Origin of the sequence: Desulfovibrio desulfuricans DSM 642 (genome assembly GCF_000420465.1) — a bacterium.
GTDB classification, from domain to species: Bacteria; Desulfobacterota; Desulfovibrionia; order Desulfovibrionales; family Desulfovibrionaceae; genus Desulfovibrio; species Desulfovibrio desulfuricans.
In genome coordinates this window covers 229,723-246,731 of the sequence record NZ_ATUZ01000013.1, presented here as the reverse complement: position 1 = coordinate 246,731, position 17,009 = coordinate 229,723, and the positions used below count along the sequence as shown (strand labels likewise).

General features: G+C 59.8%; 17 protein-coding genes. 16 read left to right on the top strand and 1 reads right to left on the bottom strand.

Features of this window, described 5'->3' with window-relative positions; translation table 11 throughout:
* Positions 1-99 precede the first annotated feature (99 nt).
* Positions 100-1,674 carry an outer membrane homotrimeric porin gene (locus G449_RS0106670; protein WP_022658538.1) on the top strand — a complete coding sequence of 525 codons (1,575 nt, stop codon included), beginning with the start codon at positions 100-102 and terminating at the stop codon, positions 1,672-1,674.
* A gap of 186 nt (positions 1,675-1,860) precedes the next feature.
* Here G449_RS0106670 and G449_RS0106665 read toward each other — a convergent pair whose 3' ends face one another.
* Positions 1,861-2,709: a MerR family transcriptional regulator gene (locus tag G449_RS0106665; RefSeq protein WP_022658537.1), complete on the bottom strand. Its 849-nt coding sequence runs from the start codon at positions 2,707-2,709 to the stop codon at positions 1,861-1,863.
* 495 nt (positions 2,710-3,204) lie between these two features.
* Between G449_RS0106665 and G449_RS18775 the strand changes: the two genes are divergently transcribed.
* The 15 genes from G449_RS18775 (at position 3,205) to G449_RS0106580 (ending at position 16,997) form a co-directional block, all read left to right on the top strand.
* Positions 3,205-3,801 carry a BMC-T shell protein gene (locus G449_RS18775; RefSeq protein ID WP_022658534.1) on the top strand — a complete coding sequence of 199 codons (597 nt, stop codon included), beginning with the start codon at positions 3,205-3,207 and terminating at the stop codon, positions 3,799-3,801.
* Positions 3,802-3,821: 20 nt separating this feature from the next.
* Positions 3,822-5,273: an aldehyde dehydrogenase family protein gene (locus tag G449_RS16305; RefSeq protein ID WP_022658533.1), complete on the top strand. Its 1,452-nt coding sequence runs from the start codon at positions 3,822-3,824 to the stop codon at positions 5,271-5,273.
* A 58-nt stretch (positions 5,274-5,331) separates the two neighbouring features.
* On the top strand, positions 5,332-7,890 hold the full coding sequence (gene cutC, locus G449_RS0106640; RefSeq protein WP_022658532.1) for a choline trimethylamine-lyase: 2,559 nt from the start codon (positions 5,332-5,334) through the stop codon (positions 7,888-7,890).
* 57 nt (positions 7,891-7,947) lie between these two features.
* The gene (cutD, locus tag G449_RS0106635) at positions 7,948-8,880 is read left to right on the top strand and encodes a choline TMA-lyase-activating enzyme (RefSeq protein ID WP_022658531.1); all 933 of its coding nucleotides are present in this window, start codon (positions 7,948-7,950) and stop codon (positions 8,878-8,880) included.
* Between the two features lie 204 nt (positions 8,881-9,084).
* A complete protein-coding gene (locus G449_RS18720) occupies positions 9,085-9,624 on the top strand; it encodes a BMC domain-containing protein (protein WP_022658530.1) in 540 nt (179 codons plus the stop codon).
* Between the two features lie 3 nt (positions 9,625-9,627).
* Complete coding sequence (locus G449_RS0106625) at positions 9,628-11,139, top strand: acetaldehyde dehydrogenase (acetylating) (protein WP_022658529.1); 1,512 nt, start codon at positions 9,628-9,630, stop codon at positions 11,137-11,139.
* A 130-nt stretch (positions 11,140-11,269) separates the two neighbouring features.
* Positions 11,270-11,557, top strand: coding sequence for a BMC domain-containing protein (locus tag G449_RS0106620; protein WP_022658528.1), 288 nt, complete (start codon positions 11,270-11,272; stop codon positions 11,555-11,557).
* A 212-nt stretch (positions 11,558-11,769) separates the two neighbouring features.
* Positions 11,770-12,441 carry a phosphate propanoyltransferase gene (locus G449_RS0106615; protein WP_022658527.1) on the top strand — a complete coding sequence of 224 codons (672 nt, stop codon included), beginning with the start codon at positions 11,770-11,772 and terminating at the stop codon, positions 12,439-12,441.
* A 1-nt stretch (position 12,442) separates the two neighbouring features.
* Positions 12,443-13,273, top strand: a complete 831-nt coding sequence (gene eutJ / locus G449_RS0106610; RefSeq protein WP_022658526.1) for an ethanolamine utilization protein EutJ — start codon at positions 12,443-12,445, stop codon at positions 13,271-13,273.
* Between the two features lie 49 nt (positions 13,274-13,322).
* Entirely contained in the window at positions 13,323-13,916 is a 594-nt protein-coding gene (locus G449_RS0106605) for a hypothetical protein (RefSeq protein WP_022658525.1), read from the top strand.
* Positions 13,917-13,923: 7 nt separating this feature from the next.
* The gene (locus G449_RS0106600; protein ID WP_022658524.1) at positions 13,924-14,211 is read left to right on the top strand and encodes a EutN/CcmL family microcompartment protein; all 288 of its coding nucleotides are present in this window, start codon (positions 13,924-13,926) and stop codon (positions 14,209-14,211) included.
* A gap of 3 nt (positions 14,212-14,214) precedes the next feature.
* A complete protein-coding gene (locus G449_RS0106595) occupies positions 14,215-14,787 on the top strand; it encodes a BMC domain-containing protein (RefSeq protein ID WP_022658523.1) in 573 nt (190 codons plus the stop codon).
* A 29-nt stretch (positions 14,788-14,816) separates the two neighbouring features.
* Positions 14,817-15,146, top strand: coding sequence for a hypothetical protein (locus G449_RS0106590; protein ID WP_022658522.1), 330 nt, complete (start codon positions 14,817-14,819; stop codon positions 15,144-15,146).
* Between the two features lie 45 nt (positions 15,147-15,191).
* Positions 15,192-15,470 carry a BMC domain-containing protein gene (locus G449_RS0106585; RefSeq protein ID WP_108702565.1) on the top strand — a complete coding sequence of 93 codons (279 nt, stop codon included), beginning with the start codon at positions 15,192-15,194 and terminating at the stop codon, positions 15,468-15,470.
* Positions 15,471-15,671: 201 nt separating this feature from the next.
* Positions 15,672-16,997, top strand: a complete 1,326-nt coding sequence (locus G449_RS0106580) for a 4Fe-4S dicluster domain-containing protein (protein WP_022658520.1) — start codon at positions 15,672-15,674, stop codon at positions 16,995-16,997.
* Positions 16,998-17,009: the final 12 nt, after the last annotated feature.

The following is a 17,009-nucleotide window of genomic DNA, read 5'->3' as shown; positions in this document are numbered from 1 at the left end:
CAGGATCGGATACGCTTCCCTTGAGCGCGGACAATTTCGCCCCCGCTCTCTTATGGATCAGGCTGTAGCAAATGGATAACGTTTAACTTGGGAGGTACTATGTCTTTGAAACGGAAAACCATTCTTTCCGCAGCAGCTCTTGCGCTTACATTGGGGTTGGCGTTTGGGCAGTCTGCCGAAGCGGTGGATTTCAAGGCACGGGGCATCTGGTCGATGGGCTTTGGCGTGGGCGATTCCAGCCTGACCAAGGACGTGACGACCAATGGGGCAAAACAGAAAGCCAACAACTCTGACCAGTTTGTTTCGCGTCAGCGCGTCCTGCTTTTCCTTGACGCCATTGCTTCTGAAAACCTGATGGGCAGCGTGCAGTTCAAGCTTGGCCCGCAGGATTGGGGCAGATCCGGTCAGGGTTCCGCCCTTGGTGCGGACGGCACCCTGGTGCGCGTGACCCAGGCCAACATGCAGTGGTCGGTTCCGCAGACCGATCTGAAGTTCAAGATGGGCTTGCAGTATCTGGCCCTGCCCAACGCCGCTGGCGGCTCTGCGGTGTTTGACACCCAGGCTGCCGCTGTGGTTGGCAACTATGCCTTCAACAAAAACGTGGGCCTCACCGCCCTGTGGATGCGCCCCTTCAACGACAACTATCAGGGCGGCACCTACAACAACGTGATCAGCAACGACAAGGCCAGTTATCTTGATAACATGGACCTGTTTGCCCTGAGCATGCCCCTGACCTTTGACGGCATCAGCATCACCCCCTGGGTCATGCCCGGCATGATGGGCCGCAACACTGGCAAGTTTGGCGCGTTCACCAACTATGGGCTCAATGATGGCTCCCCCGCCACCTCCCTGTACCCCTACCTGAACAAGATCGGCGCGGGCCACGGCCTTAACGTGACCGGCGTGACCAATGCCTCCAAGGAATACGGCACCGTGTTCTGGGCTGGCCTGCCTGTTAAGGTTACGGCTCTGGAACCCTGGAACATTGAATTCGACACCAACTACGGCTTTGTAGAACAGATGGGCAGCTTCAACGTGATGCGCCGCAACAACGCCAACGATGTGGTTCACGGCAGCACCCAGCGCCAGGGCTGGCTGGCCAAGGCCCTTGTGGAATACAAGCTCGACTGGGGCGTGCCCGGCGTGTTCGGCTGGTACGCTTCCGGCGATGACGGCAACGTCAAGAACGGTTCCGAGCGCCTGCCTTCCGTATGTGCTTACGGCAACTTCACGTCCTTCATGGGCGATGGCAACCTCGGCTGGAGCCCCAACGTCAACTTCATGGACAAGTCCCTGTCCTACGCTGGCACCTGGGGCTTTGGCGCGCAGATCCGCGACGTCAGCTTCCTCGACAGGCTCACCCACACCTTCCGCGTGGCCTACTGGGGCGGCACCAACAGCCCCTCCATGGTCAAGTACATGGACCATGCCAATGCGTGGGATTCCACGTCCAACATGTTTGACGGCCCTTACATGACCACCAATGATGGCCTGCTGGAATTCAACGTGATTTCTTCCTACAAGATTTACGACAATCTTGAGATGAACGTTGAACTGGGCTACGTGGCCAACTACATGGACAGCAGCACCTGGAACAAGAGCTACCAGAACTTCGGCTCCTACTCCAAGCAGGACGCCTGGAAGGGTCAGGTGGTCTTCCAGTACAAGTTCTAAAGATCCGGCGGTTCCTTCCTCCGGTACAGGCCTGCTGCCAACCACGCATACTGGTCGGCGGCAGGCCCATTTTTATGCACTGCGATTGTAAATATTACGCAAAAAAGGCCGTTACCCGGACTCTCCGGGCAACGGCCTTCACTTTTGCCGGGCTGTGCCAAACACCGCCCGGCGGCATGCTTCCGCCTAAACGAATGTGTCGTTGGGGCGGCGCACCCGCACTAGGACTTCGGTCACAAAAAGCGCTTCATTGTTGGTTGTCCAGTAATCGGTGACATACCGTTCAAACGCATCCGATGCATGCACATAGCTGTTGGATGCACACCAGCGTTGCAGCTTGCGGTAGGTGTCGCTGATGGTTTCGTAAGGGCCTATGTGGTAGCAGCTTGCCATGAGCACGCCCCCAAGCGTCTGCATCAGCTCCGGCTTGCAGGGGCGCATGGGGCGCTGCAAAACCTGTATGGGCTGCTCCACCTTTTTCAGCCTGTCGTCTACCGAAGAAAAATGGACAATGACCGGCCCGGCAATATTATTGTCCAGCGATTCAACATAATTGGTGAAACCCATATTGATGATGGTGGACTTGATGTCCAGAGAGAACACCTCGTCATGAAACAGCAGGTTCTGCGGCGGAACATATTTGACCGAGACCTGCCGCAGGTCGTTATCCAGTACCATTTCCGCCTCGTGCAGCAGCTCAAGCCAGTCATGGATGGAGGCCGAGCGCAAACGCAGCACGTCTTCTTCCTGCCGCAGGTCTTCCATCTTGGTAGTAAACATCTCGCGCAGTGCCCGCAGCGAGGCGTTGCTGTCCGCATCAAAGGCCGCGCGGATTTCTTCAAGCCGGAATCCCATCTGCTTGTAATATTTGAGAGGCGGCACGGAGAGCACATCTTCATGCGTGTAATAGCGGTAGTTGTTGGCTCCGCGCAGGCGAGGCGTGATGAGGCCCAGCTTGTCGTAAAAACGCAGGGCCTTTTTTGAAATATTCGAAGTCTCACTCATTTCGCTTATGGTGTAGCGCTGAGAATTCATGAAGCTCTCCTGAATGTGCGGTGTCCGGCTTGGGGCGTACCCTCCTTGATAGTGCAAAAGTCGTTCCGGCCTCTTCCTCTCATTGCCCCCACCCTCAAGGCGCTCATGCCGTCTGAACCATCTGTCTGCGCCTGCTTCCCCAAATCTGGCCCAAGGTTCCAGTTTTAGGGAAGGTCGGCGCCCATTGCCGCAAAAAACAGACATTTATGCGACAGGCCCGTAATTAAACGCAAAAATGCCGCTGATTCCTCTGCGCGCTCCGCAGCCGCCATGCGCTCGCATTGCCGCGCAGCAGGCGGAAAAATCAAAAAAAATCCATGCAAGGGGCCAAAACCCGCCTACCGCAAGGGCTGCAACAAATTTCACACACAAGACGAAAAAAATCGGGATATGGCTTGACTTTTCCCTATAGGGGAACGGCTAGAAAGGAACTAGGAGATTTGCTCCGCCCGGCTATGCCCGGACACGAACACGGGTCCCCACGAGGTGAGTTGTATGCAGTATACAGGTGAAGAAGCCCTTGGCCTGATTGAAACTCTTGGCATGGTTCCGTCCATTTACGGCGCTGACAGCATGCTCAAAGCCGCAGATGTTGATCTTGTCGGCTACGAAAACGTTGGCTCCACGCTCGTTACCATCATGGTTCGGGGCGATGTGGCCGCAGTAAAGGCCTCTGTTGACGCTGGCGCCGCTGCTGCCGCCTCTGTGGGCAAGCTTACGGCCACCAACGTCATGCCCCGCCCCGCGCGCGGTATGAGCGGCATTGTCCGTGCGCATACGCTGGACGAAATACAGGAAGACGACCCCGGTCTGCGCGCCCTGGGCATGATTGAAACCTTCGGCATTGTCTTTCTTATGGAAGGCGCGGACGCCATGATCAAGGCCGCCGACGTGGAACTGATCGGCTACGAAAACGTGGCCTCCGGTTACTGCTCCGCCCTGGTGCAGGGCGATGTGGCCGCTGTGCAGGCCGCCGTGGCCGCTGGCATCAAGGCCGTGAACAATATGGGCGCTACCGTTTACAGCTCCGCTGTGATCCCCACGCCCCACCGTCGTCTTGTCAGGCTTGTAAGGCGCTACGCCCTGAGCTGACCGGGTTCATCGGAGGAAACATGATCGGCGACAAGGATCTTATTTCCATCCAGCAGGCTCGCATCCTTGCTGAAAACGCGGCTGACGCTCAGACGCGGCTTTCCGCCATGCCTCAGGAATCACTGGACACGGTGGTGGAAGCCATGGCTGAAGCCGCTGCCGCTGAGGCCCAGTCGCTTGCCGTCATGAGCCACGAAGAAACCGGATGCGGCGTGTGGCAGGACAAAATGGCCAAAAACCTTTTTGCCTGCCGCCGCGTCATACAGAGCGTACGGGGCATGCGCTGCGTGGGCAGGCTGCCCCAGAGCGCCGATGCCGCGCAACACGTGTTTGAAGTGGGTGTGCCCGTGGGCGTTATAGCCGCCCTCAGCCCCTGCACCAACCCGGTTTCCACCACCATCTGCAATGTGCTTGCGGCGGTTAAGGCGGGCAATTCCATTGTGGTTTGCCCCCACCAGCACGCCGTGGAATGCACCAGCCGCGTGGTGGCGGCCATGTCTGCCGCTGGTCAGGCCCACGGCCTGCCCGAGGGTTCCGTGACCTGCCTGACCATGGTCGCCGACAGCGGCATTGAAGAACTCATGCGCCACCGTCTTGTGGCTCTGGTTCTGGTAACCGGCAGGGACAGCATGCTTGAGGCGGCGCGCCACAGCGGCAAGCCCTTCATCTACGGCGGCATGGGCAACGGCCCGGCCTTTATTGAAGCCACTGCCGACATTTGCAAGGCCGTGGACGACATCCTTGCCAGCAAGAGCTTTGACAACGGGCTGGCCCCATCTGCCGAACAGTGCGTCATTGTGGACGGCAAGGTCGAGCCGCAGGCGCGCCGGGCATTTGAGGCGAACGGAGCCTGTTTTATCAACGAGGCGCAGGCCCAGGCCCTGAGCGAAACCATGTTTCACCCCAATGGCCGCCGCAACCGCGCCATGTTGGGGCAATCGGCAACAGTGCTGGCCGAAAAAGCGGGCATTGCCGTGCCGCAGGGCACGCGTGTGCTGCTGGTTGAACGCCGCTACGTAGACCCCGCCGACCCCTTTATCAGGGAACTGCTGGCCCCTGTGCTTGCCTATTATGTTGAACCGGACTGGCGGCATGCCTGCGAAAAATGCCTCGAACTTCTGCTGCGCGAGGGTCACGCCCAAACCATGACCATACACAGCCAGGATGATGAGATCATCCAGCAGTTCGCGCTCAAAAAGCCCGTGGCCCGCATGCTGGTCAACACGCCTGCCGCTTTTGGCGGCATGGGCCTCACCACCGACCTTTTTCCTTCCATGACGCAGGGCAGCGGTCTGGCCGGGCACGGATTCAGCTCCGACAACATTTCACCAATGAATCTCATTTATCGGCGCAAGGTGGGTTACGGCGTTCGCGGCTTCTCGTTCAGGGAACAGCAGAGCGACCAGACCGACCCCGTTTCAGACGCACTGCGGCGCGTTTTGCGCAAGGCTCTCAATGAATTGAACAGGTGATGCGGAACAAGCCCCGGCAACAGCCGGAGCCGCCATCGCAAACCATGGAGGAATCAACGTGGATCTTCATGATTTTACTCAAAAGATAGCAGAAGTCACCAAAAGCCTGACGCCCGAAGAGCGCGAAACGCTGCGCAAGATATTTGCCACGTCTTCCGGCTCGGCTGTTACCCTCACGCCCACTGCCCCTGCGCAGCATTCCGGCCCCAAGGCTGGCGTGTCTGACGGCGTCAACGTGCCTGACGGCCCTACCGAGCGCCACCTCAAGCTCAAGACCAACTATCTTTTGCAGATGCCGCGCATCACCATTCACCGTGCGCGCGCCATTACCAAGATTGACAGCGAAAACCCCGGCATGCCGCGCATTCTGCTGCGCGCCAAGGCTTTCCGCTACTGCTGCGAAACAGCGCCCCTGGTCATTCAGGATAACGAACTCATCGTGGGCGCACCCAACGGCGCGCCGCGCGCTGGCGCGTTTTCGCCCGATATTTCCTGGCGCTGGCTGCGCGACGAGCTGGACACCATCGGCTCCCGCCCGCAGGACCCCTTCTATCTTGCTGAAGAAGACAAGAAAGTTCTGCGCGAAGAAATCTTCCCCTACTGGGAAGGCAAGTCCGTTGACGAATATTGCGAGGCCCAGTACCGCGAAGCCGGTCTGTGGGAACTTTCGGGCGAATCCTACGTGTCCGACTGCTCGTACCACGCCCTCAACGGCGGCGGCGACTCCAACCCCGGCTATGACGTCATCCTGATGAAAAAGGGCATGCTGGACATTCAGCATGAAGCGCAGGAACACCTGACGCACCTGGATTACGCCAATCCCGAAGATATCGACAAAATCTACTTCTACAAGTCGGTGATCGAAACCACCGAAGGCGTCATGTGCTATGCAAAGCGCATGTCGGAATACGCCGCCCATCTTGCGGAAAAAGAACACGATCCCAAGCGCAAGGCCGAACTGCTCAAGATTTCCGAGGTCAACGCCCGCGTTCCCGCCCATGCTCCCACCACCTTCTGGGAAGCCATTCAGGCTGTATGGACCGTGGAATCCCTGCTGGTGGTTGAAGAAAACCAGACAGGCATGTCCATTGGCCGCGTTGACCAGTACATGTACCCCCTCTACAAGGCCGATATCGAAGCTGGCCGCATGACCCCCTGCGAAGCCTTTGACCTCGCTGGCTGCATGCTCATCAAGATGTCTGAAATGATGTGGCTCACCAGCGAAGGCAGCTCCAAGTTCTTTGCCGGATACCAGCCCTTCGTGAACATGTGCGTGGGCGGCGTTACCCGTGAAGGACGCGACGCCACCAACGAGCTGACCTACCTGCTCATGGACGCAGTGCGCCACGTGCGTATTTACCAGCCCTCGCTGGCAACCCGCGTGCACAATTCCTCGCCGCAGGAATACCTCAAGAAAATCGTGGCCGTCATCCGTTCCGGCATGGGCTTCCCCGCCGTGCACTTTGACGACACCCACATCAAGATGATGCTGGCCAAGGGCGTGAGCATTGAAGACGCCCGCGACTACTGCCTCATGGGTTGCGTGGAACCGCAGAAAGCGGGCCGCCTCTACCAGTGGACCTCCACTGCCTACACCCAGTGGCCCATCTGCATCGAACTGGTGCTCAACCACGGCGTGCCGCTGTGGTACGGCAAGCAGGTCTGCCCCGACTCCGGCGACCTGAGCCAGTTTGACACCTACGAAAAGTTCGAGGCCGCGGTGAAGGAGCAGATCTGCTACATCACCAAGTGGTCCAGCGTTGCCACGGTCATTTCCCAGCGCGTGCACCGCGACTTTGCGCCCAAGCCGCTCATGTCCATCATGTACGAAGGCTGCATGGAACACGGCTGCGACGTGGCCGCTGGCGGCGCCATGTACAACTTCGGCCCCGGCGTGGTCTGGAGCGGTCTTGCCACCTATGTGGACTCCATGGCCGCCATCAAGAAGCTTGTGTACGAAGACAAGAAGTACACGCTTGAATACATGAACGAAGCCCTCAAGGCCGACTTCAAGGGCTACGATGCCGTGCTGGCAGACTGCCTTGCCGCGCCCAAGTATGGCAACGACGACGACTACGCCGACGACATCGCCGCCGACCTCGTGTCGTTCACCGAGCAGGAGCACCGCAAGTACCGCACGCTCTACTCCATTCTGAGCCACGGCACCCTGTCCATCTCCAACAACACGCCCTTCGGCCAGCTGCTTGGCGCATCCGCCAACGGCCGCAGCGCATGGCAGCCCCTTTCCGACGGCATCAGCCCCACCCAGGGCGCGGACGTCAAAGGCCCCACCGCCATCATCAAGAGCGTGTCCAAGATGTCCAACGACAACATGAACATCGGCATGGTGCACAACTTCAAGCTCATGTCCGGCCTGCTGGATACCCCCGAAGGCGAACAGGGCGTCATCACCCTCATCCGCACGGCCAGCATCCTTGGCAACGGCGAAATGCAGTTCAACTATCTGGATAACCAGACCCTGCTTGATGCGCAGAAGAACCCCAAGGACTTCCGCGATCTGGTTGTGCGCGTGGCTGGCTACAGCGCCTTCTTCATCGAGCTGTGCAAGGACGTTCAGGACGAAATCATCAGCAGAACCGTGCTGCGCCACTTCTAGGCCGCCCGGTACTTACGGCAACACAAGCGTAACGGCATACGGCAGGGGAAAAGCACCGTGATCGAAAGAAAAGCCATAGTTTTCAACATACAGAAATACAATATGTATGACGGTCCGGGCATACGCACCATCGTTTTCTTCAAGGGCTGCGCCCTTCGCTGCAAATGGTGCTCAAACCCCGAAAGCCAGCGTCGGCGCTGTGATGTGCTGTACAAAAAAGACCTTTGCATCTCCTGCGGCGCGTGCGTGCCCGTCTGCCCCTCAGGCATTCACGCGCTCGCAGGGACGCAAGGCCAGCATACCGTAAACAGGGAGCTTGACTGCATCGCCTGCGGGCGCTGCGTCAAGGCCTGCCCTCAGGGGGCGCTGGCCATCGCGGGCGAATGCAAGGGCATTTCTGAGCTGCTGGAAGTGGTGGAACAGGACTGGCCTTTTTACCAGAGCTCCGGCGGGGGCGTTACCGTTGGCGGCGGCGAGCCCATGCTCCAGCCGGAAGCCGTGGCAAACCTGCTCCTGGCCTGTAGGCACAAGGGCATCAACACCGCCATGGAAACATGCGGCTATGCCCGCCCCGAAGTGGTGCGCCAGCTTGCCGAAGTGGTTGATCTTTTCCTCTTCGACATCAAGCACATGAACCCGGAAAAGCACTACGTCCTCACAGGCGTGCGCAACGAGACCATACTGGCGAACCTGAGCTGGCTGCTTGAAAACGGCAGCAACGTGCGTATCCGCATGCCCCTGCTGAAGGGATACAACGACGATGCGGAAGAACTGCACGCCGTAGGAAAATTTCTGTATAATTACAAAGGTATGAAAAACCTGAAGGGTGTTGATCTGCTCCCCTACCACAAAATGGGCGTCGGCAAGTACGCCCAGCTCGACATGGAATACCCTATCAAGGACAACCCTGTGCTTGATGACCGGGATATGGCGACCATGGAAAGCATTTTGCGTGGCTATGACCTCGATGTGAAAACCATCAGGCATTAGAGCAATTTCAGCGTGAAATTGCTCTGCGGCTGCGAAAGCAGACGCCCGCAGTGGAGGCATAAGCGCAATTTATTTGCGCTGTTAAGTGCCGAAACTGGCGTGTCTTAAACTTTGAAAATGTACATTTTCAAAGTGAATGTGTTCCAGAGAAGACCATTTTAGACAAACCCGCGCCGCGCCCTTGCGCAGTGAAGGAGAAAAAGCATGCTGGCATTAGGACTTGTGGAAACGAGGGGCTTGATAGGGGCCATTGAGGCTGCCGACGCCATGCTCAAGGCGGCAGACGTGCGCCTGCTCGAAAAGTCCCTTGCTTCCGGCGGGCTTGTGACCATCACCATTGCGGGCGAAGTGGCTGCCGTGCAGTCCTCCGTGGACGCAGCAGCGGCCTCCATTGCGCGCATTGAAGGCGCGGAGTGCGTTTCGCGGCATGTCATCCCCCGCCCCGATGCGGAGCTTGAACATATTTTGCTGTTGCAACCGCGCAGCATTGAGATTGAGGCGGCGGCCCCGGCAGAGGCCGCACAGGAAGGCCAGACAAGCATGACTGACCCCGCCGACACGGCGAAGCCCGCCACGCAGGCCGCGCCCCCGAGCAAGGAAAAGCTCTCGGGCATGAGCATAAACAAACTTCGGCAGTTGGCCAGAGACCTTCAGGTTCCGCTCACGCGCGGGCAGATTGTCTCCTCCGACAAGAAAACGCTGATAGACGCCATTTGCCGGGCGGCTCTGAAGGAAAAGGAGTAAGAAATGGTCGATAAGGATTTGCTCTCCATTCAGGAGGTGCGCGCACTGGTTCGCGCTGCGCGCAAGGCGCAGCCGGAATTCGCACAGATGAGCCAGGAGCGTGTGGACGCCGTGATCAAGGCCGTTTCCGAAGCTACCGCTGCCCAGGCTGAAACGCTGGGCGCAATGGCTGCGGAAGAAACCGGCTTTGGCAAGCCGCAGGACAAAAAGACCAAGAACCTGCTTGCCAGCGAAAAGGTCTATGCCTGCATTCGCGACATGAAGACCGTGGGCATTCTTTCCACCAACAACCAGACCAAGGTTGTGGAAGTGGCCGTGCCCGTGGGTGTGATTGCGGGTATTGTGCCCTCCACCAACCCCACGTCCACCACCATCTACAAGTCGCTCATCTCGCTCAAGTCGGGCAACGCCATTGTGTTTACGCCGCACCCCAGCGCCCGCAAGTGCATTGCCAAGACGGTGGAAATCATTCAGGGAGCGTTGCGCAGCTGCAACGTGTCGCCTGATCTGGTGAGCTGCATCACCATTCCCACCATCGAAGGCACCAACGAACTGATGAAGATCTGCGATCTCATCCTTGCCACGGGCGGCCCCGGCATGGTCAAGGCCGCGTACAGCTCCGGCACGCCCGCACTGGGCGTGGGCGCTGGCAATACGCCCGCCTTCATCGAACGCACCGCTGATATCGAAAGCGCCGTGACCAAGATCATGAGCAGCAAAACTTTCGACAACGGCACCATCTGCGCCTCCGAGCAGTCCATCGTCACCGAATCCTGCATCGCCGCCAAGGTGCGCGCCACGCTGGAAGCCCAGGGAGCCTACTTCCTCCAGGGCGAAAAGCTGGAAAAGGTCAAGAACGTCATGGAACGCGGCAATGGCAGCATGAACCCCGCCATTGTGGGCCGCGACGCCCAGACCATTGCACGCATCGCCGGCATCGACGTACCCCAGGGCACGCGCCTGCTCGTTTCGGACGAAAAGGGCGTTGGCCCCAAGTATCCTTTCTCCAAGGAAAAGCTCACGGCCCTGCTCGGCTTTTACGTGGTGGAAGACTGGCATGAAGCCTGCGAACTGTGCACCGCTCTGCTGCACAACTGCGGCGCTGGCCACACCCTTGCCATCCACTCCAACAACGAAGAAATCATCCGCGAATTCGGCCTCAAAAAGCCTGTTTCGCGCATCATGGTCAACACGCCCGCCACACAAGGCGCGGTGGGCCTCAGCACCGGGCTGTTCCCCTCGTTCACCCTGGGCTGCGGCGCCGTTGGCGGCAGCGCCACTTCCGACAATGTCACGCCCATGAACCTGATCAACATTCGCCGTGTGGCCTATGACCTCAACTCCCAGTGCTGCTGCTCCGGCAACGGGCACGGCGCGGCCAGCCATTCTGCCCCTGCCGCCTCCTGCTGCTCCAGCAGCGGTCATGGCACGTCTGCTCCGGCTGCGGGCGCTGGCAACATTGATATCAACGCCGTCACCGAACTGATTGTGGCCGAGCTGAAGAAGGTTCTTTAGCAGCAGCTACACCGGGCTGGCCTGCGCCAGCCCAATGTAACCGTAACAGCCCGTTATTGCGGAATGCCCCCAACGGCATGACCCGCTCAGGGGCACAACAACATACGCAAATAACGCAAGGAGAATAGCTATGACCGCTTCCGCCAACGCTCTGGGCATGATCGAAACCCGTGGTCTTGTGGGCGCCATTGAAGCCGCCGATGCCATGGTGAAAGCCGCCAACGTAACCCTTATTGGCCGCAGCCAGGTGGGTTCCGGCCTTGTCACCGTGATGGTGCGCGGCGATGTGGGCGCTGTTAAGGCCGCCACTGACGCCGGTGCCGCCGCTGCCAAAAAGGTGGGCGAACTCGTGAGCGTTCACGTGATCCCCCGCCCCCACAGCGAAGTGGAAATGATTCTGCCCAAGCGCGAAGCCTAGTCTTTGCCGTATTTGGCCCCCCGGCGCACACTGGCGGGCAGCGCGCTGCACGTGAGCAGTGCCGGGGGAGCCACAGGCAGAACGCCTCTACGGAAACGGCGCGGCGTTGCCCATGAAAAGACGCCCGCCAAAGGAATTTGAGCCTGCGGCCCAATTCCCGCGTATTTACAAGGCGGTTGCCCAATGCGCAGCCGTTGCATGCTGGAGCCAAGATGAACGAACAAGCGATCAAGGACATTGTGACAGACGTTGTGCGCAAGGTGCTGACAGAGCAGTGCGCCAGCAGCGGCAGGGAAGAAACCATGAACGCCGGGCCTATCCCGGTGGAGATTTCCGCCCGTCACGTCCATCTGAGCGTCGAAGATGCGCTGTCGCTGTACGGTGAGGCCCTGCGACCCGAAAGGCCGCTCTCGCAGCCGGGACAATTTTTGTGTGTTGAACGTGTGCGGCTGATCGGCCCCAAGGGCGTCATGGACAAGGTGGCAGTTCTTGGCCCAGCCCGCAGCGTTTCGCAGATCGAGCTTTCCAAGACCGATGCCCGCATTCTGGGCATCAATCCTCCGGTGCGCCAGAGCGGCGACACCAAGGACACCCCTGGCATTGTGCTTGCATCTACCACGGGCATTGTGGGCCTGGAATCGGGCGTGATTGTTGCCGCCCGCCACATCCACATGCACACCGATGATGCCGAACGCTTCGGCCTCAAGGACAAGGACAAGGTCGCCGTGCGTCTTGATACGGAACGGCCCATGATTCTTGAAGACGTGCTGGTGCGCGTGAGCGACTCCTTCAAACTTGCCATGCACATTGATGCGGACGAAGGCAACAGCGCAGGCTGGAAGCCCGGCGTCACCGGCGTCATCGTGCGGCGCTCAAGGGGCTGATATGGACTTTGCCGCAGCGGACAAACTGATCGCCACGCTTGACCAGTGCCGGGAAAATCCCCGCAAGGTCAGCCCCACGGAGCCTCTCTATGTGGGTGTAGACCTTGGCACCGCGTACATTGTGGTGGTTGTGGTCAATGCCAAACGCGAGCCCGTGGCCTGTGCCATGCGCTTTGCCCAGGTGGTGCGTGACGGTCTGGTGGTGGACTACGCGGGCGGCGCGCGCATTGTGCGCGAGCTGACCGAAGAGCTGGAAGAACGCCTTGGCCGCAAGCTTGAAAATGCCGCCATTGCTGTTCCGCCCGGCACCAGCGAGCGCGACTGCGCAACCCACCGCCATGTGGCGGAGGCCGCTGGCTACCGCGTTACCGCCCTGCTTGACGAACCCACTGCGGCCAACAGCGTTTTGCAGGTGCGCGATGGCGCCATCGTGGATATCGGCGGCGGCACCACCGGCATTGCCCTGTTGCAGGACGGCAAGGTTGTGTACGTGGCGGACGAACCCACGGGCGGGACGCACGTTTCGCTTGTGCTGTCGGGCAATTACGACATCCCCTTTGACGAAGCTGAAGACCTGAAAAAGGACGCGAGCCGCCACAAGGAACTTTTGCCCGTGGTGCGCCCCGTGATTGAAAAGATGGCGGCCATCATCAGGAAGCACATTCAGGGGCGCAAGGTTTCGGCCCTGTACCTCGTGGGCGGCACCTGCTGCCTCGCTGATATGGAATCCATCATCCAGAAAGACACAGGCGTGCCCACATTCAAGCCCGCCAATCCTTTTCTGGTGACGCCGCTGGGCATCGCACTCAACTGTACTGACTCGAGCCTTTAGCTTTTACGAATATAATTCAAAGCCTTAAATGATCATAGGAGCGCGGCATATGCCCGTGGAACTGAACACACTTATTACCGCCGTGGTGCGGGCCGTGCTGGATCAGCTTGATACCAGGCCCGCGTCCGTGGCTCAGGTGCTGGCCCCCAGGGACGAAGCCCTCGCCCGTCAGGTGGAAAAGCGCCTTGGCAGCGCCATGCAGGTGTGCTTTCAGGGGCAGAGCGCCGGGCAGGAACCGGCCCTCTACATCCTGCCGGAGCTTTCCTGCCCGGATATGGCGGATCTGGCGCTGGGGCGCGGTTCAAGCCTTGCCCAGCGCGAAGTGCTCGACCTGCTCTTGCAGGGCAAGCAGGTGCGCACCCTTGGCTTTGCCTACCGCGCACACGCCGCCACTGCCCCGGACGCGCTTTTGCGCCTGTATGAAGAATATGAAGCGCGGCTTGCGGCTTTTGGCCTGACGGAACTCACCGAGGCCGCGCCGGAAGCGTCGCGCACGCGCGATTGTCTTATAACCGCAAACCATGTGGCCGAGGCCGCCGCAACGGGCGCGCGCACCCTGCGTGCTCCCCAAGGGGCCGTTGTAACACCGCTGGCGCAGGATGCGGCGGCGGAACGCAACATGACCATTTTGAAAGATCTGTAGGTGTCGCATGCTGATAGGCATTGTCGTCGGTAACGTATGGGCCACGCGAAAGGAAGATTCCCTCAACGGGCTCAAGCTCATGGTGGTACAGCGCCTTGACCTCGCCCATAACAGGCTGGCCGAAAGTTTTGTGGCGGTGGACTGCGTGGGAGCCGGTATTGGCGAGCGCGTGCTTATCACCACCGGCAGCCCGGCCCGCAAGGCTCTGTACAATCAGGAATCCCCTGTTGATGCAGCCATTGTGGGCATTCTGGATCAGGAAGAAATGATGGGCAAAAGCCCGGAGAGCGAATAGCTCATGGATACGCTGGGCATTGTGGACAGCCGCAGCATAGCCGCTGGGGCGGAGCTGGCCGATATCATGCTCAAGGCCGCTCCGGTCACGCTGGTGCGCGCTTCCGTTGTCTGCGCAGGGCGCTTTCTCATCCTTGTGGGGGGAGACAGAGAGGCGGTTGACGCCTCGGTGCATGCCGCCAGAGCAACGGAAGCGCGCCTTGCGGGCAGCTATGTTGTTTCCAATGTGTCCAGCCAGGTGCTCAATGTTCTGCGGCGCATGCCCGCTGAAATCGGCGGCGCGGCCCTGGGCGTTGTTGAATGCCGCAACGCGGCGGACAGCGTCATAGCGGCAGACAAGGCCGTCAAACAGGCGGCTGTGTCGCTCATGCGCATGGTTCTTGGCCAGGGCATTGGCGGCAAATCATACTTTGTGCTGACAGGCGATGTGGCCGCCGTGCGTGAAGCCGCAGCCGCAGCCGCTGACGTGCTGGGCAACAACCTGATGCATATGGTGGTCATTCCCCAGCCCGACCCGGAAGTGGTCAGCGCGCTGGCGGGCACGGCGCGGCGCAGCGCCAATGACGCCCAACAATAACCCGCGCCTGCGGAACGAACGAGGCACATATGGGAAAAACGCTGATAACCATTGATAATCTTGATCAGTTCATCCACGGCAACAAGCTTGTGATGGACTCCGCAAAGATTCTGACCCCCGGAGCGCGCGATGAACTTTGCAAACGCGGCGTCCAGCTAAGCTACGATGAGGCCGCCGCGCACTGCGCACATGGCGAATGCTCGCAGCACGCGCATGACGGGCATGACGAACACTGCGATGACCTGCTCATCGGCGTGGCCGCCATCATCAAACAGCACTATGGCATCACCGACCCCGATGAACTGCGGAAGGTGACGCTTGAAACCGTGGCAGTGATCGGCAAGAGCCTTCACGCTTAACCCTCTGCCGCGCATACGCAAACATAAAAGGAGATTACAATGGCTATAATGACTGACGCTCTCGGTATGGTTGAAACCCGTGGTCTTGTTGGCGCTGTGGAAGCTGCCGATGCCATGGTCAAGGCTGCCAACGTGACCCTTATCGGTCGCGAACAGGTGGGTTCCGGTCTGGTGACCGTGATGGTGCGTGGCGATGTGGGCGCTGTTAAGGCCGCCACCGATGCGGGCGCTGCCGCTGCCTCGCGCGTGGGCGAGCTTGTGAGCGTGCACGTGATCCCCCGCCCCCATGAAGAAGTGGAAATGATTCTGCCCAAGTGCAAGTAAAGCCTGAAGCCGGGCAGTGTGATTGCGGCGGGTGCGGTTAGGACAGTTTACGAAGGGAATGGGGTAACTGCTCTGCAAGGATTTTTCTGAAAATCCTTGCCACGAAATGCGAGCAGGCAGGCTTGGCCTGTCGCAAGCGAACATTTCAGGAGTGAAATGCTCTGGCGGCCCGCTTTGCGATAATTCCAGTGAGAGGACATCATGGGAAAACCAATTGTTGACGCCATTCGCGCGGCTGGCGTGGTAGGTGCGGGGGGCGCAGGCCTGCCCACACACGTCAAGGCCGACGCCGCCGCGCAGACGGTGCTGGTCAACGGGGCTTCGTGCGAACCGCTGCTGATGAGCGATCCGTATCTGATGGAAACACAGGTGGACACTCTGGTGCGCGGCCTCGAGGCCATGATGGATTGCACAGGGGCCGGGCGCGGCATCATCTGCCTCAAGGGCAAACACGCCCATGCCATGCAGAGTGTGCGCGAAGGCGTTGCCCGCCTTGGCAAGGGGCGCATCGAGGCCTTTGAACTGGGCGACTTCTACCCCGCCGGCGACGAGCAGGTGATGGTGTATGAAGTGCTGGGCGGCATTGTGCCCGAGCGCGGCATTCCCTTGCAGATTGGCGCGGTGGTAAGCAACGTGGAATCGCTCTGCAATGTGGCCCACGCGCTGGACGGCAAACCTGTGACCCACCGCTACCTCACCGTGGGGTGCGAGGTGCGCAGGCCCATGGTGGTGCGCGTGCCCGTGGGTACCAGGGTTGCCGAGGTGCTGCAATTTGCGGGAGGGCCGACCATTGACGAATACCGCGTGGTTGACGGCGGCCCCATGATGGGCCGCGTGCTGCCCGACACGGATCAGCCCGTCACCAAGACCACAAGCGGTCTGCTTGTGCTGCCGCCCGATCACAACGTGGTGTGCCGCAAGGTCATGGACCCGCACACGGTCAAACGCCTTACGAACACCATTTGCTGTCAGTGCTCGCAGTGTACCGATCTTTGCCCTCGGCAACTGCTTGGTCACAGCCTGCACCCGCACCGGCTTATGCGCGTGCTCGACGGGCAGGCCGTGGATTCACCCATCGCGCGCGAGGCCCTGCTCTGCTCCGAATGCGGCATCTGCGAAAAGTTCGCCTGCCCCATGGGCCTTTCGCCCAGGGAAGTGAACGCGCAGCTCAAAAAGGAACTCATGGCCGCCGGGGTCAAGTGGGAAAACAGGGGCGAACCCCTTGTGGCCTCGCGTTTCCGCGACGAACGCAGGATTCCCACCACCCGCCTTGTAAGCAGGCTTGGGCTTGCGGGTTATGAAGCACACCCGCACTTTGCAGGCGACTACACGCCTTCGGAAGTGCGCATTCCCCTGCGCCAGCACATAGGCGCGCCCGCCCTTGCCGTGGTGCATGCGGGCGATCACGTCAAAACAGGCGACCTCATCGGTGAAATCCCCGAAGGGGCCATGGGCGCGCGCGTACACGCCAGCATTGACGGCGTGGTCACTGCCGTTGAAAACGGCATCATAACCATCAAGGCGTGAAGCAACAGGTGA